At 67.9% G+C, this 16,960-nt stretch carries 27 protein-coding genes; 18 read left to right on the top strand and 9 right to left on the bottom strand.

The features are described 5' to 3' along the window. Position 1 precedes the first annotated feature (1 nt). Positions 2–355: a CopG family transcriptional regulator gene (locus G6N25_RS05730; protein WP_232065704.1), complete on the bottom strand. Its 354-nt coding sequence runs from the start codon at positions 353–355 to the stop codon at positions 2–4. A 405-nt stretch (positions 356–760) separates the two neighbouring features. On the opposite strand from G6N25_RS05730, the gene G6N25_RS05725 reads away from it, so the two are divergent. Next, complete coding sequence (locus tag G6N25_RS05725; RefSeq protein ID WP_083073938.1) at positions 761–1,108, top strand: type II toxin-antitoxin system RelE/ParE family toxin; 348 nt, start codon at positions 761–763, stop codon at positions 1,106–1,108. After that, complete coding sequence (locus G6N25_RS05720; protein ID WP_083073937.1) at positions 1,105–1,422, top strand: helix-turn-helix domain-containing protein; 318 nt, start codon at positions 1,105–1,107, stop codon at positions 1,420–1,422. The genes G6N25_RS05725 and G6N25_RS05720 overlap by 4 nt, the downstream gene beginning before the upstream one ends. Positions 1,423–1,632: 210 nt before the next feature. On the opposite strand, the gene G6N25_RS05715 is transcribed toward G6N25_RS05720, so the two are convergent. Together G6N25_RS05715 and G6N25_RS05710 are read right to left on the bottom strand one after the other, a co-directional pair. Continuing rightward, positions 1,633–1,944: a hypothetical protein gene (locus G6N25_RS05715; protein ID WP_083073936.1), complete on the bottom strand. Its 312-nt coding sequence runs from the start codon at positions 1,942–1,944 to the stop codon at positions 1,633–1,635. Then, positions 1,944–2,222 (bottom strand): AbrB/MazE/SpoVT family DNA-binding domain-containing protein, encoded by a 279-nt coding sequence (locus G6N25_RS05710; RefSeq protein WP_232065703.1) that lies wholly within the window; start codon positions 2,220–2,222, stop codon positions 1,944–1,946. The genes G6N25_RS05715 and G6N25_RS05710 overlap by 1 nt, the downstream gene beginning before the upstream one ends. Before the next feature lie 91 nt (positions 2,223–2,313). Between G6N25_RS05710 and G6N25_RS05705 the strand changes: the two genes are divergently transcribed. The 13 genes from G6N25_RS05705 to sppA all read left to right on the top strand — a co-directional run bounded on the left by G6N25_RS05705 (position 2,314) and on the right by sppA (position 9,580). Further along, complete coding sequence (locus tag G6N25_RS05705) at positions 2,314–2,580, top strand: ribbon-helix-helix protein, CopG family (RefSeq protein ID WP_158084871.1); 267 nt, start codon at positions 2,314–2,316, stop codon at positions 2,578–2,580. A gap of 184 nt (positions 2,581–2,764) precedes the next feature. Next, complete coding sequence (locus tag G6N25_RS05700) at positions 2,765–3,349, top strand: DinB family protein (protein WP_083073933.1); 585 nt, start codon at positions 2,765–2,767, stop codon at positions 3,347–3,349. 194 nt (positions 3,350–3,543) lie between these two features. Next, complete coding sequence (rplN, locus tag G6N25_RS05695) at positions 3,544–3,912, top strand: 50S ribosomal protein L14 (RefSeq protein WP_003403649.1); 369 nt, start codon at positions 3,544–3,546, stop codon at positions 3,910–3,912. Then, positions 3,913–4,230, top strand: a complete 318-nt coding sequence (rplX, locus tag G6N25_RS05690; RefSeq protein WP_083073932.1) for a 50S ribosomal protein L24 — start codon at positions 3,913–3,915, stop codon at positions 4,228–4,230. Continuing rightward, a complete protein-coding gene (gene rplE, locus G6N25_RS05685) occupies positions 4,230–4,793 on the top strand; it encodes a 50S ribosomal protein L5 (protein ID WP_083073931.1) in 564 nt (187 codons plus the stop codon). The genes rplX and rplE overlap by 1 nt, the downstream gene beginning before the upstream one ends. A gap of 4 nt (positions 4,794–4,797) precedes the next feature. After that, complete coding sequence (locus G6N25_RS05680; RefSeq protein ID WP_083073930.1) at positions 4,798–4,983, top strand: type Z 30S ribosomal protein S14; 186 nt, start codon at positions 4,798–4,800, stop codon at positions 4,981–4,983. Between the two features lie 21 nt (positions 4,984–5,004). Beyond that, positions 5,005–5,403: a 30S ribosomal protein S8 gene (gene rpsH / locus G6N25_RS05675; protein WP_083073929.1), complete on the top strand. Its 399-nt coding sequence runs from the start codon at positions 5,005–5,007 to the stop codon at positions 5,401–5,403. 12 nt (positions 5,404–5,415) lie between these two features. After that, positions 5,416–5,955 (top strand): 50S ribosomal protein L6, encoded by a 540-nt coding sequence (gene rplF, locus G6N25_RS05670; protein ID WP_083073928.1) that lies wholly within the window; start codon positions 5,416–5,418, stop codon positions 5,953–5,955. Positions 5,956–5,957: 2 nt separating this feature from the next. Then, complete coding sequence (gene rplR / locus G6N25_RS05665; protein WP_083073927.1) at positions 5,958–6,326, top strand: 50S ribosomal protein L18; 369 nt, start codon at positions 5,958–5,960, stop codon at positions 6,324–6,326. A 22-nt stretch (positions 6,327–6,348) separates the two neighbouring features. Beyond that, positions 6,349–7,044 carry a 30S ribosomal protein S5 gene (gene rpsE / locus G6N25_RS05660; protein ID WP_083073926.1) on the top strand — a complete coding sequence of 232 codons (696 nt, stop codon included), beginning with the start codon at positions 6,349–6,351 and terminating at the stop codon, positions 7,042–7,044. A gap of 2 nt (positions 7,045–7,046) precedes the next feature. Then, entirely contained in the window at positions 7,047–7,229 is a 183-nt protein-coding gene (gene rpmD, locus G6N25_RS05655) for a 50S ribosomal protein L30 (protein WP_083073925.1), read from the top strand. Continuing rightward, positions 7,226–7,666: a 50S ribosomal protein L15 gene (gene rplO, locus G6N25_RS05650; protein ID WP_083073924.1), complete on the top strand. Its 441-nt coding sequence runs from the start codon at positions 7,226–7,228 to the stop codon at positions 7,664–7,666. Before rpmD ends, rplO begins: the two co-directional genes overlap by 4 nt. 123 nt (positions 7,667–7,789) lie before the next feature. Continuing rightward, positions 7,790–9,580: a signal peptide peptidase SppA gene (gene sppA / locus G6N25_RS05645; RefSeq protein ID WP_083073923.1), complete on the top strand. Its 1,791-nt coding sequence runs from the start codon at positions 7,790–7,792 to the stop codon at positions 9,578–9,580. Positions 9,581–9,587: 7 nt separating this feature from the next. On the opposite strand, the gene G6N25_RS05640 is transcribed toward sppA, so the two are convergent. Further along, positions 9,588–10,526, bottom strand: a complete 939-nt coding sequence (locus tag G6N25_RS05640) for a class I SAM-dependent methyltransferase (RefSeq protein WP_083073922.1) — start codon at positions 10,524–10,526, stop codon at positions 9,588–9,590. Positions 10,527–10,723: 197 nt separating this feature from the next. Next, positions 10,724–11,362 (bottom strand): class I SAM-dependent methyltransferase, encoded by a 639-nt coding sequence (locus G6N25_RS05635; RefSeq protein ID WP_372506919.1) that lies wholly within the window; start codon positions 11,360–11,362, stop codon positions 10,724–10,726. A 75-nt stretch (positions 11,363–11,437) separates the two neighbouring features. On the opposite strand from G6N25_RS05635, the gene G6N25_RS05630 reads away from it, so the two are divergent. After that, positions 11,438–12,304 (top strand): helix-turn-helix transcriptional regulator, encoded by an 867-nt coding sequence (locus tag G6N25_RS05630; protein WP_083073921.1) that lies wholly within the window; start codon positions 11,438–11,440, stop codon positions 12,302–12,304. Here G6N25_RS05630 and G6N25_RS05625 read toward each other — a convergent pair. Together G6N25_RS05625 and G6N25_RS05620 are read right to left on the bottom strand one after the other, a co-directional pair. Further along, on the bottom strand, positions 12,283–12,936 hold the full coding sequence (locus G6N25_RS05625; RefSeq protein WP_083073920.1) for an L-fuculose-phosphate aldolase: 654 nt from the start codon (positions 12,934–12,936) through the stop codon (positions 12,283–12,285). The genes G6N25_RS05630 and G6N25_RS05625 overlap by 22 nt on opposite strands. Next, positions 12,933–13,922, bottom strand: coding sequence for an NAD(P)-dependent oxidoreductase (locus G6N25_RS05620; protein ID WP_083074021.1), 990 nt, complete (start codon positions 13,920–13,922; stop codon positions 12,933–12,935). Before G6N25_RS05620 ends, G6N25_RS05625 begins: the two co-directional genes overlap by 4 nt. 30 nt (positions 13,923–13,952) lie before the next feature. Between G6N25_RS05620 and G6N25_RS05615 the strand changes: the two genes are divergently transcribed. Both G6N25_RS05615 and G6N25_RS05610 read left to right on the top strand, forming a co-directional pair. Then, on the top strand, positions 13,953–15,311 hold the full coding sequence (locus G6N25_RS05615; RefSeq protein WP_083073919.1) for a xylulokinase: 1,359 nt from the start codon (positions 13,953–13,955) through the stop codon (positions 15,309–15,311). A gap of 9 nt (positions 15,312–15,320) precedes the next feature. Next, the gene (locus tag G6N25_RS05610) at positions 15,321–15,983 is read left to right on the top strand and encodes a GNAT family N-acetyltransferase (RefSeq protein WP_083073918.1); all 663 of its coding nucleotides are present in this window, start codon (positions 15,321–15,323) and stop codon (positions 15,981–15,983) included. A 3-nt stretch (positions 15,984–15,986) separates the two neighbouring features. Here G6N25_RS05610 and G6N25_RS05605 read toward each other — a convergent pair whose 3' ends face one another. Both G6N25_RS05605 and G6N25_RS05600 read right to left on the bottom strand, forming a co-directional pair. Further along, the gene (locus G6N25_RS05605) at positions 15,987–16,163 is read right to left on the bottom strand and encodes a hypothetical protein (RefSeq protein WP_179961651.1); all 177 of its coding nucleotides are present in this window, start codon (positions 16,161–16,163) and stop codon (positions 15,987–15,989) included. 54 nt (positions 16,164–16,217) lie between these two features. Next, the gene (locus G6N25_RS05600) at positions 16,218–16,883 is read right to left on the bottom strand and encodes a CAAX protease (RefSeq protein WP_232065702.1); all 666 of its coding nucleotides are present in this window, start codon (positions 16,881–16,883) and stop codon (positions 16,218–16,220) included. Positions 16,884–16,960 lie beyond the last annotated feature (77 nt).

The raw sequence follows: 16,960 nt of genomic DNA, 5'->3' as shown, positions 1-16,960 counted from the left end.
GTCAACCCGAAGGTGCGCCAGCGATCGTGTCGGCCACCTGGAGGATGGTGTCGGCAGCCCCGGCAAGCCTGTCACGCAGTTGCGCCAGCGCGTGCGGGCTTCCCAAGTGGTCTTCAGCGATGAGCCGTAGCAACTGCTCGCGGGCGATCGTCGACACCGGTAGCTCGCGGCGCCGGGCGATATGTTCCAGCGACTCCAGTTCCTCTGGGTTGAGTCGGACTTGCAGCACTTTGCTACGCGGGTTGCCGCGGGTGATCTTCACGTGCGGGGGAATCGGCCTGTCAGTCTGGTCGGCTTCGGCGGCCTCGGCCTCGTCGCCGATTTCGGCCAGCAAATCATCAAGGCTCTTACTCATCTGGACCTCCTTGGCGGTAGTAGCTGTTGGACTGCCATGCGTTGACGCCCCATACGACATCTCCCTTGTCGAGGGTGATGACACTCAGGACAGCTCGAGCGCTGGGCGAGTAGCCGAGGGTGCGAACCTGGCGACCGCTTTTTGGCCCACCGCGCTTCGACCAGTCGGTCGCCATGCCCTCAAAGTGTAATACACAGTTGTACTACAGCTCAGGTGCTGGCTTCACTGTCCGCCGCCGTCCGGCGTGCTCTGCGCGCATTGCTGAGGCGCCATTCCGGAAGAGGATGAGAGGAGCGCCGCGGCGGTGCGCGGTTATCGAGATCCCCCCGGAAATGTGACTCCGGGGCCCGTGCAGTGCTACAGCAACGCTGTATACCGCTATACAAAATTCTGTATAGTTGGGCAGTGAAGGAGATCAGGTTCGTAGGGCGGGCGCTCGATGAGCTGAGGGAGTTCCCCGATCAGGCGAGGCATGACTCCGGCGTCGAGCTGTACCGCGTACAGCAGGGGCTGGACCCGGAGGACTGGAAGCCGATGAATACGGTCGCCATGGGAGTCCGGGAGATCAGAGTCAAAACCGCCGAGGGCATCTTCCGCGTCATGTATACGACGGTGATCGGTAACTGCGTCTACGTCCTGCACTGCTTCACGAAGAAGACCCAGAAGACACCGAAGTCGGCGAAAGACCTCTGTAAGAAGCGATTGGAAGCGGCCCGCAAAGACGCGGCACACACGGAAGGAGACAGACCATGAGTGACGAAGTGCAGAGTTTCACCAACGTGTGGGACGCTATCGCGGACACCCCCGAAGAGGCGGCCAACCTGCGTGCCCGCGCCGACCTCATCCTCGCCGTGGGGAGTCGGCTCACCGAGTTCGGCTGGTCGCAGACCACGGCGGCGCGCAACCTCGGGATTACCCAGCCGCGTGTGTCCGATCTCATCTGCGGGAAGATCAGCAAGTTCTCCCTGGACACACTGGTAAATCTCGCCGCGCGGGTGGGGCTGCGCACCCAGCTGGTCATCACCGCCGACGCGGATGCACCGCACCCGGTCGGTTCGGGGAGCTGACGGCACGCCGTGGCCGACGCGGTGCTCGGCCGCCGTGCGCCATTTTGCGGCCCTATGCTGCCTGGCCGAGCGCACCCGATGCAGGTAGATTCCCGACTTGTCTCCAAGGTCAGGTTAGTTTGCCGCTTGCCGACGAATCTTGGCTGAAAGCAACGATATTCGTGACATTGTCACCTGCTGTTGTCTTTGTGCGACCAGCTCGCTCGCGGGTCAGGGAGAGGCGAACACAGAGTGGTCCCCGATGCGGCGCCACCGGCAGCGGAGTTCCCCGCCCACCGTGACCAGCTCGAAGGTGGCGCGACCGTCAGGGCTGGCGAACGACCAGGTCATTTCGAGCACCCCATGCGCCCCCTGGACCGGCTTGACGCGAAGCGATTTAGGCCAGGTTTCGGATGGATTAACTGCCAGCACGTCGCATGCCGGGATGAACTTGGTCTTGAGCACCCGGCGGAAGGCTTCGCGGTGCTCGCGTTTGAGCCGACGGTAGTCGGCGTCGAATGCCGGTGTGGTTTCAAACTTCACTATTGGCTGGCATCCAGCCGATCGAGGTGCTCCAGCAAGGAATCGCCGTCTTGGTGCACCGTGACCCGCCCCGCCGCCACGTGGTCGTCAACCTCCCGTTCACTCTGCTGCCAGCGCTCGGTCCAAAACCAACGCTGATCGGCGGGAACAGGCAGCGATGGGCGCAGCTCGAGCACACCGTCGTCGCGCTCGGTGATCTCTACTTGTGCACCCGGTTCATCTAGGTGCAGCCGACGCCGAACCTCCGCGGGCAGGGCGACTACACCTCGAGCCTGCACTCCAACATATCCATGAAATGACATGGTTACAGCATTCCATGAATGCCGTAATACAGCAATGCGGCCTACCCGTACGACTTTGGCGTGTGACATGCTGGAAGCCGTCGACAGCTCTGAATACACGACCGCGTCGGCCACCCAACCCAACCGCGAAAAGGCCCAAACCCTTACCGTGCGCCTCACCGACGATGAGATGACCCGGCTACGCGCCGCTGCCGCAGAACGCGGCCTACCGGTATCGGCCGTGGTGCGCACAGCCATCGCCCATGAACTGGCGCCACAACACGACGACGGGACCCGCGCACTTATCACCGCGCTACATGATCACAACCTCACCATCGTCAGAACGGCGAAGTGACTGCGGCCCAATGGTTCCCGGTCAAGCTCAGCGTGTCTACCCGGCGGCCAAATGTTGAGCTGCGCCTGTTGTCAGAACGATGCACGCGATCCTGCCGGCCAGTCGCTGTGGCGGCGCCTGAGTCTGGCCCGAGGCGGATCGGCCCCACCCGACCCCGACACCGTTTTAGGCGGAGGATATTCCCGTGGCCGCGTCGGATGCAGAGAACCACTCGAGCCGCGAGTCGCTACCGGCGCTGGCCGCTGAGGATCACACCTGCGATGTCTGTGGGCTGACTTACCGGCAGATCAGCGTCGGCGATGCGGTCGACTCCATCGTCGGCATCCCGCGCGCTGTCCGGGAGGCGGTGCACTCAATCCCGGCTGACGTGCGCAGGATGCGGCCCGGTCCTACCGTGTGGACGGTTGCCGAGTATGTCTGCCATCTCCGCGATGTCTACGTCACCTTCACTATCCGATTGCACCGCACGCGGACCGAATACCAGCCCGCCTTGGAGCCAATGTTCAACGATTTGCGGGCGCGTCGTTTCCGGTACAACGACTGCGACCTCGCCGCCACGCTTAGCGAGGTTGCGACCGCCGCAGCGGGTTTCTGTGAAGAAATTGCCCGCACGGGGGAGCCGGACTGGGACCGTGTCGCAACCCGGTTGCCAGGCGAACACCGCACCGCACGCTGGCTGGTTCGCCAGGCAATGCACGAGGGCGTTCACCATCTCGGCGATATCCGCACGATCGGCGAAAGGCTCAGCAGAGCCGCTATAGACCCCTGACCAAGCCCGAAATTTGGCGCTGAGCTGCTCGTCCCCTAGACTTCAGGGGTTGCCCTGGGCAGACCTCGGCCGGTGTGTAATCGGCCCCGCGTGCAATTGGGCGACAAAGAAGTTTCAACACCGCGCATGTCAGGGTTTTTGGTGGGCTTTGCCTCCCTCCTGCCGTGCACACGTGAACCAGGTCAGGAGATCGAGTGATTCAGCAGGAATCGCGGCTGAAGGTCGCCGACAACACCGGGGCCAAGGAGATCTTGTGCATCCGGGTGCTCGGCGGTTCGTCGCGACGCTACGCGGGCATCGGTGACGTCATCGTCGCCACCGTCAAGGACGCCATCCCCGGCGGCAACGTCAAGCGCGGCGACGTCGTCAAGGCCGTCGTGGTGCGCACCGTCAAGGAGCGCAGGCGGCCCGACGGCAGCTACATCAAGTTCGACGAAAACGCCGCGGTGATCATCAAGCCCGACAACGACCCGCGCGGGACGCGCATCTTCGGCCCAGTCGGCCGCGAACTGCGTGAGAAGCGATTCATGAAGATCATCTCGCTGGCCCCGGAGGTGTTGTAGATGAAGGTCCGCAAGGGCGACACCGTCCTGGTGATCGCCGGCAAGGATAAAGGGGCCAAGGGCAAAGTCTTGCAGGCGTACCCGGAACGCGACCGGGTGCTGGTCGAGGGCGTCAACCGGATCAAGAAGCACACCGCGATCTCGACCAACCAGCGCGGGGCGCAGTCGGGCGGCATCGTCACCCAGGAGGCCCCGATCCACGTGTCCAACGTGATGGTCGTCGACTCGGACGGCAAGCCCGCCCGCGTCGGTTACCGGGTCGACGAGGAGACCGGCAAGCGGGTCCGCGTCTCCAAGCGCAATGGCAAGGACATCTGATGAGCACTGCAGAAAAGGTTCAGCCGCGCCTCAAGGAGCGCTACGCCAAAGAGATTCGGGATTCGTTGCACCAGCAGTTCGGCTACGGCAACGTTATGCAGATCCCGACCGTGACGAAGGTCGTCGTCAACATGGGCGTCGGTGAAGCGGCCCGCGACGCCAAGCTGATCAACGGCGCGGTCAACGACCTGGCGCTGATCACCGGGCAGAAACCCGAGGTTCGCAAGGCGCGCAAGTCCATCGCGCAGTTCAAGTTGCGCGAGGGCATGCCGATCGGCGTCCGGGTCACCCTGCGCGGGGACCGGATGTGGGAGTTCCTCGACCGGCTCACGTCGATCGCGCTCCCGCGCATCCGTGACTTTCGCGGGCTTTCGCCCAAGCAGTTCGACGGTGTCGGCAACTACACCTTCGGGCTGGCCGAGCAGTCGGTATTCCACGAGATCGACGTGGACAAGATCGACCGGGTCCGCGGGATGGACATCAACGTCGTCACCTCGGCGACGACCGACGACGAAGGGCGAGCGCTGTTGCGGGCCCTCGGCTTTCCGTTCAAGGAGAACTGACTAGATGGCTAAGAAGGCACTGATCAACAAGGCGGCTCGGAAACCACGGTTCGCGGTGCGTTCCTACACGCGCTGCAGCAAGTGCGGGCGCCCGCGCGCCGTCTACCGCAAGTTCGGCCTGTGCAGGATCTGCCTGCGCGAGATGGCCCACGCGGGTGAACTGCCCGGCGTGCAGAAGAGCAGCTGGTAACCGGACACAGGACTAGACACCATGACGATGACGGACCCGATCGCAGACCTCTTGACGCGTCTGCGCAACGCCAATTCGGCGTACCACGACGAGGTGAGTTTGCCGCACTCCAAGATCAAGGCCAACATCGCCGAGATCCTCAAGAGCGAGGGCTACATCACCGACTACCGAACCGAAGACGCTCGGGTCGGCAAGTCGCTGATCATCCAGCTCAAGTACGGGCCCAGCCGGGAGCGCAGCATCGCCGGCCTGCGCCGGGTGTCCAAGCCGGGGCTGCGGGTGTACGCGAAATCGACCAATCTGCCGCGGGTGCTCGGCGGACTCGGCGTGGCGATCATCTCGACGTCCTCGGGCCTGCTCACCGACCGTCAGGCGGCCAGGCAGGGCGTGGGCGGCGAAGTCCTCGCTTATGTCTGGTGAGAGGAAGTAACCATGTCGCGCATTGGTAAGCAGCCGATTCCGATTCCCGCCGGAGTCGACGTGACGATCGACGGCCAGAAGGTCTCGGTGAAGGGGCCCAAGGGCGTGCTGGATTTGACGGTCGCCGAGCCGATCACGGTGGCGCGCAACGAGGATGGCGCGATCGTGGTTACCCGGCCCGACGACGAGCGGCACAACCGCTCGCTGCACGGGCTGTCGCGCACCCTGGTGTCTAACCTGGTCACCGGCGTCACGCAGGGCTACACCACCAAGATGGAGATCTTCGGGGTCGGTTACCGCGTCCAGCTCAAGGGCTCCAATCTCGAGTTCGCGCTGGGCTACAGCCATCCCGTGGTGATCGAGGCGCCCGAGGGCATCACGTTCGCGGTCCAGTCACCGACGAAGTTCACGGTCTCCGGGATCGACAAGCAGCAGGTCGGCCAGATCTCGGCGAACATCCGCCGTCTGCGCCGCCCCGACCCGTACAAGGGCAAGGGCGTGCGCTATGAGGGCGAGCAGGTCCGCCGCAAGGTCGGAAAGACGGGTAAGTAGTTATGGCGCAAACAATTTCCGCGACTCGGCGGGTGTCCCGGCTGCGGAGGCACTCGCGGCTGCGCAAGAAGATCGCGGGCACCGCGGCGCGCCCGCGGCTGGTGGTGCACCGGTCCGCGCGGCACATTCACGTGCAACTGGTCAACGACGACAACGGCACCACGTTGGCCGCCGCGTCGTCGATCGAGGACGACGTGCGCGGCCTGCAGGGCGACAAGAAAGCCCGCAGCGTGCGGGTGGGCCAACTGATCGCCGAGCGTGGCAAGGCCGCCGGCATCGACACCGTGGTGTTCGACCGTGGCGGATACACCTACGGCGGACGGATCGCGGCGCTGGCCGATGCCGCACGCGAGAACGGATTGAGTTTCTGATGACAACTGGAAGGACCGCATAATGGCGGAGCAGTCGGTCGGCGGCCAGGCCGCCCCGGACAGCCGCGACAGCCGTGATGCGCGCGGTGACGGCCGCGACAGCCGCGGCCGGCGCGACAGTGGCCGTGGCGGCCGCGATCGGGACCGGGACGGCGAGAAGAGCAACTACCTGGAGCGGGTCGTCGCCATCAACCGCGTCTCCAAGGTGGTCAAGGGCGGTCGGCGATTCAGCTTCACCGCGTTGGTCATCGTGGGTGACGGCAACGGCATGGTCGGCGTCGGCTACGGCAAGGCCAAGGAGGTACCGGCCGCGATCGCCAAGGGCGTGGAAGAGGCGCGCAAGGGCTTCTTCCGGGTCCCGTTGATCGGGGGCACCATCACGCACCCCGTCCAGGGCGAGGCGGCCGCCGGCGTGGTGCTGTTGCGCCCCGCCAGCCCGGGTACCGGTGTGATCGCCGGCGGTGCGGCCCGCGCGGTGCTGGAATGCGCTGGGGTGCATGACATCCTGGCCAAATCGTTGGGCAGCGACAACGCGATCAACGTGGTGCACGCCACCGTCGCCGCACTCAAGCTGCTGCAGCGTCCCGAGGAGGTGGCCGCTCGCCGCGGGCTGCCGATCGAGGACGTCGCGCCGGCCGGGATGCTGAAGGCGCGGCGCGAAAGTGACGCGCTCGCCAGTCTTCCCGCCGGGGCCGCGGCTCGGGAAGGAACGGCATAGCCATGAGTCAGCTCAAGATCACCCAGGTGCGCAGCACGATCGGCACACGCTGGAAGCAGCGCGAGAGCCTGCGCACCCTGGGCCTGCGGCGGATCCGCCATTCGGTGGTCCGCGAGGACAACGCAGCGACGCGCGGCCTGATCGCGGTGGTGAGCCACCTCGTTGAGGTGGAGGAGGCCAAGTGACCATCAAACTGCACGACCTGAAGCCCGCGCCCGGGTCGAAGACTCCCCGTACCCGCGTCGGTCGCGGTGAAGGCTCCAAGGGCAAGACCGCGGGCCGCGGCACCAAGGGCACCAAGGCGCGCAAGAACGTGCCGGTGACCTTCGAGGGTGGGCAGATGCCGATCCACATGCGGCTGCCCAAGCTCAAGGGATTCCGGAACCGGTTCCGCACCGAGTACGAGATCGTCAACGTCGGCGACATCAACCGGCTGTTCCCCCAGGGCGGTGCCATCGGGGTGGACGACCTCGTGGCCAAGGGCGCGGTCCGCAAGAACTCGTTGGTCAAGGTCCTCGGCGACGGCGAGCTGACCGTCAAGGTCGAGGTGTCCGCGCACAAGTTCAGCGGCAGCGCACGCGAGAAGATCACCGCCGCGGGCGGCTCGGCCACCGAGCTCTAGTACCGCGAGCAGCACCGCCAGTAGTACCGCGAGCAGACGCAGAATCGCACGCCGCTGCGCGGATTCGTGCGATTCTGCGTCTGCTCGGAGGGGGAGCGGGGCCCGCTCGGTACCCTGCATAGTATGTTTGGTTTCCTGCCCTCCCTCCCCGGGATCGACGACGTCCGTGCCCTCGCGGGCCGGGTCGATACCGCCCGCCATCACGGCGTACCCGACGGCTGTGTGCTCGAGTTCGACCTGCGCTCGGCCCCGCCGGAGACGACGGGCTTCGACCCGCTGGCGATCATCACCGGCGGCAGCCGGCCGATGTCGCTGCGCGACACCGTCGCCGCGATCCACCGCGCCGCCGAGGACCCCCGGGTCGCCGGGCTGATCGCCCGGGTGCAGCTTGCGGCGGCGGCGCCCGCGGCGATCCAGGAGCTGCGTGAGGCGGTCGCGGCCTTCAGCGCCGTCAAGCCGTCGCTGGCCTGGGCCGAGACGTATCCGGGCACGCTGTCCTACTACCTGGCCTCGGCGTTCGGCGAGGTCTGGATGCAGCCGTCGGGAAGCGTCGGGCTGATCGGCTTCGCGAGCAACGCCACGTTCCTGCGCGACGCGCTCGACAAGGCGGGGATCGAGGCCCAGTTCGTCGCGCGCGGCGAATACAAGTCGGCGGCAAACCTTTTCACTCAGGCGAGCTTCACCGAGGCCCACCGCGAGGCCGTCACCCGGATGCTGGAAAGCCTGCAAGAACAGGTTTGGCGAACGGTCGCCGAGTCGCGCAAGATCGATCCGGATGCGCTCGACGCGCTGGCCGACCGCGCCCCGCTGCTCCGCGATGACGCGGTGGCCTCCGGTTTGATCGACCGGATCGGATTCCGCGACCAAGCCTACGCCCGGATGGCGGAACTCGTTGGCGTGGAAGATGTTTCGGACGAGGACGATCGTCCGCCTCGGCTGTACCTGGCGCGCTACGCCGGTGCGGCCCGGTCGCGACTGACCCCGCCCGTGCCGTCCATCCCCGGCCGCCGGCCGAAGCCGACCTTCGCCGCGATCACCGTCGACGGCGCGATCGTCAACGGGCGCGGCGGCCCCCAATTCCTGCCGCTCGGCACCTCCACCGCCGGGGGCGACACCATCGCGGCGGCGCTGCGGGAGGCCGCCGCTGACGATTCGGTGTCCGCGATCGTGCTGCGGGTGGACAGCCCCGGCGGCTCGGTCACCGCGTCGGAGACCATCTGGCGTGAGGTGAAGAGGGCCCGGGAGCGCGGCAAGCCGGTGGTGGCGTCGATGGGTGCCGTCGCCGCGTCCGGGGGCTACTACGTCTCGGTGGCCGCCGACGCGATCGTGGCCAATCCGGGCACGATCACCGGCTCGATCGGTGTGATCACCGGCAAGCTGATCGTTCGCGAGCTGAAGGGCCGCCTGGGTGTCGGGTCGGATACCGTGCGTACCAACGCCAATGCCGACGCCTGGTCGGTCGACGCGCCGTTCACGCCGGAGCAGCGGGAGCATCGGGAGGCCGAGGCGGACCTGTTCTACACCGACTTCGTCGAGCGCGTCGCCGAGGGCCGCGACCTGAGCGCCGATGCGGTGAATCGCGTTGCGCGGGGGCGGGTTTGGACCGGCGCCGACGCGCTCGAGCGCGGCCTGGTCGACGAGCTCGGCGGGTTCCGGACCGCGGTGCGCCGGGCCAAGGTCCTGGCCGGTCTCGACGAGGACGCCGAGGTCCGCGTCGTCGGCTATCCGGGTTCGTCGCTGCTGGACTTGGTGCGACCGCGAGCCTCGTCGCAACCGGCCGCCGCGTCGCTGCCGGACGCGCTCGGGGCGCTGCTCGGCCGCTCGATCGCCGGGATCGTGCACAACATCTCGGACAACATCGAGCAGACGCTGGGCGGCGCCAGCGTGCTGTGGCTGGGTAACTCGAGCCTCTGACCGGGTTTCAGCCGGCAAGCCTGCCGCTGATGAAGATGATTTCGCCGAGCGGGTCGTCGTGTTCCGGGGCGGGCACCTCGATGCCGTGGCGCTCGAACAGTTCCGTTCGGGTCACCCCCTCGACATCCCATCCCTTGGTGCCGAGATAGTCGACGACGTGGTTGCGCTCGCCGGCATAGACCAGCGAGGCCATGTCGATGTCCACGCCGTGGTCGCGGAACGAACCGGACATCTCCCGCACCCGCTCGGCGTCGAAATCCACGATGCCGGGCACGAATTCGGTGGCGATCGTGCTGCCCGGGGCGCTGAGCTCGGTGATGGTGTCCAGCAGGCGGTCCTGCGCCTCCGGGGGCAGGTAGCCGAGGAGGCCCTCGGCGCTCCACGCGGTCGGCAGGGCCGGGTCGAATCCGGCGTCGCGCAACGCGGCGGGCCAGTCGTCGCGCAGGTCGACGGGCACCACCCGCCGCTCGGCGGTGGGCGCGGCGCCCAGCTCGGCCAGCGTGCGGGTCTTGAACTCGATGACCTGCGGCTGGTCGACCTCGTACACCACGGTGCCTGCGGGCCAGGCCAGCCGGTACGCGCGGGAGTCCAGGCCCGACGCCAGGATCACGACCTGCTTGATGCCCGCCCGCGTCGCGCCCAGAAAGAACTCGTCGAAGAACTTGGTGCGCACCGCCATGTTGTCGGCCATGCGGGACATCGCCCCGGCGGACCCCGCGGCGCCGTCGTGCACGTCGTTCAGGTCGGCCGGGTTGACCTCGCCGGTCGCCAGCCGGGTGAGCAGGTCGACGCCAACGGCCCGGACCAGCGGCTCGGCGAACGGGTCATCGATCAGCGGGCGGTCGGCGCGGGTCGCCACGGCGCGGGCCGCGGCCACCATGGTCGCGGTCACGCCGACGCTGGACGCCAGGTCCCAGGTGTCGCCCTCATACCTGGTGGAAGTCATGTTTTCCCCTGTTCGGATCTAGTCAGTCTAATATTTAGCCAATATAACAAGCTTCTACCACTGTACGCTTCCCCCGTTTCCCGGCAACCTTGATTGATGGCGCGTGAACGGGTGCTCTACCTGGACCTGGCCGCCGCCGGCCGGGTGGACAGCCGCGCCGTCAAGGTGGCGTTCGACCAGCGACCGCCGTCAGGGCGTTAGGCGGGGCGGGTCGCGCGATAGTAGTTCAATCGCCCGAGAATGCGGTGCGGCGTCGATGCGACCTCGGTGCAGTCGAACCCGGCCGCGCGCAGCAGTCGTGGAATCGCGTCGCCGAGGTTGCCGGCCGCGTGGTGGCTGCGCCTGATGAGCCGCGCCACCAGGCCGTGGTTGGCGGTCATGTCGCCGCCGATGTCGACCAGGTGCAGCCTGCCGCCGGGGCGAAGGACCCGGAAGACCTCGGCCGCCGCAGCGGGTTTCGCGTCTTCGCCGATATGGTGCAGCATCATCGACGACAGCACCCGGTCGAATTCGCCGTCGGCGTAAGGGAGTTGTTGCGCGTAGCCCTGTTCGAAGCGGATGCCGTCCGCCTTTCGCTTCGCCCGGTCAAGCGCCCGCGGGTCGGGATCGCATCCGATCACCTCCAGGTGGGGAAAGGCGCGCTTGGCCGTAACGGTGACATTCCCTGTGCCGCAGCCAATTTCGAGTAAATGGTGGCAGTCGGCGAGCTCGGCCTGCGCGATCAGGGTGTCGTGGACCTTCTTCATGCCGAGCAGGCGTGACATCAGGTCGTACGTGGGGAGCAGCGCGTCGTGGCCGGCGGCGGGCAGGTAATCATGTGGATGATGTTTCGTCACGCAATCCATGGTGAACCGCTGCATTCGCAAAGAATTGGGTGATCCTCGGTAAAACTTGGACTATCTTTGGTGGTTATGACGCGACCGACTCGATTGGTTCGGCAGCGCGCGGGGGTGCCGATCTATGAATACCGGACCGATCCGGACACGCCCCCGGTGTCGGTGGTGCGTTCTGGCCCCGAGGATTTCGTCGAACGCGGTCGCCACATCCACGACTTTCCGGCTCTTTGGTACCTGCCCGCGGCCGGGCTGGTCTATGTGGCGGCCGCGGGTCGGGTGCTCGACCCCGGGCGGTTCGAGGATCGCGACGCCGGCGTCGCGGTGTTCTTCGACCCGGCCGCGCTGGGCGAGGACGCGCGATCGCCGTGGCCGGCCTGGCGGGCGCACCCGCTGCTGTTTCCATTCCTGCACGGCCACGCCGGCGGAATCCTGCGCCTGGAGGTGCCCGCGGCGCGACGGTCGGCGTGGGACGCCTCGATCCGGTCGATCGAAGCCGAACTGCTCGCGCGGCAGGACGGCTATCGCCAGGCGGCGCTGGCGCATCTGACGCTGTTGCTGATCGACCTCGCGCGGCTGGCGGGTCCGGTGGTCGCCGAGCTGCGGCGCGCCGGCGAACCGCTGCTGGCCGAGGTGTTCGAGGTGATCGACCGGCGTCACCCCGAGTCGTTGTCGCTGCGCGACGTGGCCGGCGAACTCGGCGTGACCCCGGGGCACCTGACCACCGTGGTGCGGCGCCGCACCGGGCGCACCGTCGGCGAGTGGATCACCGAACGCCGCATGGCCGCCGCCCGCGCGTTGCTGGCCGAAACGGACCTACCCGTCGCGGAGGTGGCCCGACGGGTCGGGGTGTCCGATCCCGGCTACTTCAGCCGGCTGTTCGGCCGCGCGCACGGCGCCTCGCCCCGCCGGTGGCGCGGTCATCAGGCGTTGGCGCGGAGATAGGTATACACGCTGGCGAAGTTGCGGTTCACGTCCTCGGGAATCGGCACGGGGCCGCCGAGGGCCCGTGCGCCCCAAACGATTTGGGCGGTGCGCTCGACCAGGGCGGTGATGTGCAGGACCTTGTCGGGCCGCGGCCCCACGGCCACCAGGCCGTGGTTGGCGATCAGCGCGGCGCCCCGGCCCTCGAGCGCCTCGACCGCGTTGGCGCCGACCTCGGGCGTGCCGGACGCCGCGTATTCGGTGCACCGGACGTCGCCGCCGCAGTAGACCGCGAACTCGTCGATGCAGGCCGGAATCGGCTGGTGCGCAATGGCGAACATGGTCGCCCACACCGGATGGCTGTGGATGACGCTGCCGATGTCGTCGAACGCCCGGTAGCACGCCAGGTGCAGCTGCATCTCCGACGACGGCGATCGACCGTCCGCGGCCCGCAGCACGGCGCCCTCGGGGTCGACCAGCACGAGGTCGTCGAGCGCCATGTCGCGATAGTCGACCGACGACGGCGTGATGACGATGTTGCCGTCGGAGCGCCGCGCGGAGATGTTGCCGGCGGTTCCCTCGACCAGGCCCCGGCGCAGCATGTCCTTGGCGGCGCCCAGCACCGCGGTTTCCGGGTCGTCAACAAACTTCATGGCGCTAGCACCTCCGGGTTGACGATATGGGCGGGCGTGCCGCCGGACAGCAGCGCTTCCAGGTCGTCGGCCACCAGCTGCGCCTGCCGGGCCTCGGTGTTCCAGGTGGCGCCCCCGATGTGCGGGGTCAGCACGACGTTGGGCATGCCCACCAGCGGGTGGTCGACGGGCAGCCATTCGCCGACGAAGTGGTCCAGGCCCGCCGCGGCGACCTTACCGCCGCGCAGCGCGTCGACGAGCGCGTCGGTGTCGTGCAGCTGGGCCCGGGCGGTGTTGAGGAAGACCGCGCCGTCGCGCATGGCCGCGAACTGCCGCGCGCCGATCATCCCGGCGGTGTCGTCGGTGACCGGCGCGTGCAGGGACACCACGTCGGACTCGGCCAGCAGTTCGTCGAGGCCGTGGCGCGCCTCGTCGTGGTACGGATCGTGGGCGATGACCCGCATGCCCAGCCCGGACAGCCGCCACCGCAGCGCGCGGCCGACGGCGCCGAGGCCCACCAGCCCGGCGGTGCGCCCGGCGATCTCCCAGCCGCGAAACCGCTGATACGGGATGCTGCCGTCGCGAAAGATGTTGCCGCCGCGGACATCCGCGTCGGCCGCCAGCAGGTGCCGGGTGGCCGCCAGCAGCAGGGCCACCGCCATCTCGGCGACCGCGTCGGCGTTGCGCGCCGGGGTGTTGAGCACCGGGATGCCCGCCGCGGTGGCTCCCTCGATGTCGACGTTGTTGGGGTCCCCGCGGGTGGCGGCGATCGCGCGCAGGCCCAGCTCGAACACCGGGCCGCGCACCGAGTCGCTTTCCACCACAACGACATCGGCGCCTTCGCCGACGATCCGCTCGGCCAGCTGCTCGGCGCTATAGATCCGCAGCGGGGTCTGCTCAAGCTCACTTATCCAAGGGTCGTACACCACGTCGGCCAGTTCCCGGAGCTTGGCGAACCCGGGCCCACGTAGCGGGGCCGTCACCAGGGCGCGCGGTCTTGACGTCACGACCCCCAATGCTGGCGTACGGTGACGCCAGTGTCACGCGAACCCCTCACAATCGGCATCGACATCGGCAGCACCGCGGTCAAAGCGGTCGCCGCCGACGCCGACGGCCGGGTGGCCGCGCGGGCACGCATTCCGCACCGGCTGCGCGTGCCCGCGCCCGACCTCCTCGAGCACGACGCCGACGAGGCGTGGCGGCGCGGCCCGTTGACGGCCCTGCAGCGGCTGGGCTGTCCGGACGCGCGCGCGGTGGCCGTCTCGGCGATGGTGCCGTCGCTGACCGCCGTCGACCCCGCGGGCAAGCCGATCACGCCGGGGCTGCTGTACGGCGACGGCAGGGGCCGGGCGCCGGGCGCCGACAGCCAGCCGCTTCCGGCGCTGGGCGAGACCGCCGAGTTCCTGCGCTGGACGGCCGCCCGGGCACCCGGCGCGGCCGGATACTGGCCCGCGCCCGCGGTGGCCAACCACGCCCTGGCCGGGGAGGCGGTGATCGACGTCGCCACCGCCGCCACGGCCTTCCCCCTGTTCGACGGCACCGCGTGGAGTCCGGCGGCCTGCGCCGACCGTGGCGCCGCTCCCGAGCAGATGCCGCGGGTGGAGACGATCGGAGCGGCCGTCGGGCAGGTGCGGGGGACCGGGGCCGCGCTGGCGACCGGCGCGATCGACGCCCTGTGCGAGCAGTTCGTCGCCGGCGCCGACCACGACGGCGACGTGCTGGTGCTGTGCGGCACCACCCTGATCGTGTGGACGACCATCGCCGAGCACCGGCAGGTGCCCGGCCTGTGGACGATTCCGCACACCACTCCCGGCAAGAGCCAGATCGGCGGCGCCAGCAACGCCGGCGGCTTGTTCCTCGGCTGGGTGGATCGCCTGCTCGGGCCGGGCGATGTCCAGGCCGCCGATCCGCGCCGGGTGCCGGTGTGGTCGCCCTACATACGGGGGGAGCGCACGCCGTTCCACGACCCGGATCGTCGGGCCGTGCTCGACGCCCTGGACCTCACCCAGGACGCCGCCTCGCTGCGGCGGGCCGCCTACGAGGCGTCGGGCTTCGTCGTGCGTCAGCTCATCGAGCTCGGCGGGACGCCGGTGTCGCGCGTCGTCGCGGCCGGCGGCGGCACCCGGGTCCGGCCGTGGATGCAGGCCGTCGCCGACGCGACCGGCCGGCCGGTGGAGGTGTCCGCGGTGGCCGAGGGGGCGGCGCTGGGAGCGGCCTTCCTCGGGCGCATCGCAGTCGGCCTGGAAACCACGATCGCCGATGCCGCGCGCTGGGCGTCCACCGGGTGCGTCGTCGAGCCCGATCCCGCCTGGGCGGGCGCGGTCGAGGATCGCTACCAACGGTTCCTGGAGCTGGGAAGCCGACGATCTGGCGCGTTGCCTCCGGCGGCGTTCTAGGCTTGTGCAATGACAGACCACGACCGCAAAGCCGCCCGTCGGGAGATCGCAGACGCCCTGTTGAAGGCTCTCGAGCGTCGGCACGAAATCGCCGACGTCGTGGTGGAGTCCGAGAACAAGGCGGCGGCAGTGGAGTCGATCGTCCGGTTGCTCGACACGTCCCACCCGGCCGCCGAAGCGGTGATGAGCATGTCCTTCGATCAGCTCACCATCGACTCGCGCCGGAAGATCCTGGCGGAACTCGAGGACCTGAACAAGCAGCTGAGCTTCACCCTCAAGGAGCGCCCGGCAAGCTCGGGGGAGACCCTCGAGCTCCGGCCCTTCTCCGCCGACCAGGACCGCGACATCTTCGCCACCCGCACCGCGGAGATGGGCGCCGGCGACGGATCCGGCGGGCCGGCCGGCAACCTCGATGATGAGATCATCGCGGCGCTGGGGCGGGTCGACGACGAAGAGGCCGCCTGGTTCGTGGCCGTCGATTCCGGGCAGAAGGTCGGAATGGTGTTCGGCGAGCTGGTGCGCGGCGAGGTGGACGTGCGGATCTGGATCCACCCCGATTACCGCAAGAGGGGTTATGGCACCGCCGCGCTGCGCAAGTCGCGCTCGGAGATGGCGTGGTGTTTCCCCGCGGTGCCGATGGTCGTCCGCGCTCCGGCCGCCGAGCCGCGCTAGGCGCTACGTCAACGTCGCGGTCACGTACTTGATATCGCCGAACGCGACCATGGATGGCGCGTCGGGAAACTCAAAGCCGTTGTCGGCGTACAGCTCCGGCGTGCCGTGTACCGTCGGCTCCCAGCCCCGGTCCGCCAGGTAGGCCACCACGTCGTTGCGCTCGCCGGCGTCCCGAACCACGACACCAGTGCGTTTGATTGAGTTGGTTGTGTGGGTGGCGTTTGAAATAGGAGGTCAGTGCGGCTTGTCGCGTTGGGAACGTGAGTGTGGCTGCTGAAGGACGTAACTGCTGTATCGACCGGTCACCGCGGTGACCTGCTGGTTACTGCGGATGTAGTCCGCTAGATCTGGATTGATGTACCCCGCAATGTCGATGATGTTGTCGAGGTTGTGGACGTGGTTGAGGGTGAAGATGTGCTCATGGTGGGCAACGCGGTTGCGGAGGAGTTCGAAGGTGCGTAGGTCGTTGCGCAATGGGCCCGGCGAGTTTCGGCCGTCTGGGCCGTAGTGCGGGAAAGCTTTGTAAAGAAATGGCCGCCAGAGCTTCTGGAAATAGTCGTACACGTTTGCATGCCGGCGGGGGATGCCTTCTCCGACAAGGGACACCCAGAACCCGAGACTGAGATCGGCGACGATATCGCCACCGGTGGGTTCCACACGGCGGGGCTGACCGGGAGGGTTGTTCTTGCGGTCGAAGGCGTCGAGGGACTTCTTGATCTTCTCGCGTTCTTTGTCTGTGAGGTGAATTCGCGGGTGGTCAGCGAGGATCTCAGCGTGCCACCCGTGTTCGCGTGTGACGCCGAGGTGCGAGCAGAGCTGGATATCGATGGCGTTTCGGATGGTGACCTCGACGAGCGCAATCGAAGGCCAGTAGGCGGCGGAAAGTTCGCAGTTCCACATGTAGAGCCGTGCGGCACGTGCGGTGTCGCCGCGGGCGGCCGCGCGATAGCGCTGGTAGCGAGCGGGGAGATCAGATT

This window comes from Mycobacterium heidelbergense (genome assembly GCF_010730745.1).
GTDB lineage: Bacteria > Actinomycetota > Actinomycetes > Mycobacteriales > Mycobacteriaceae > Mycobacterium > Mycobacterium heidelbergense.
The sequence above is the reverse complement of the archived record's forward strand: the minus strand, read 5'-3'. Positions and strand labels throughout refer to the sequence as shown.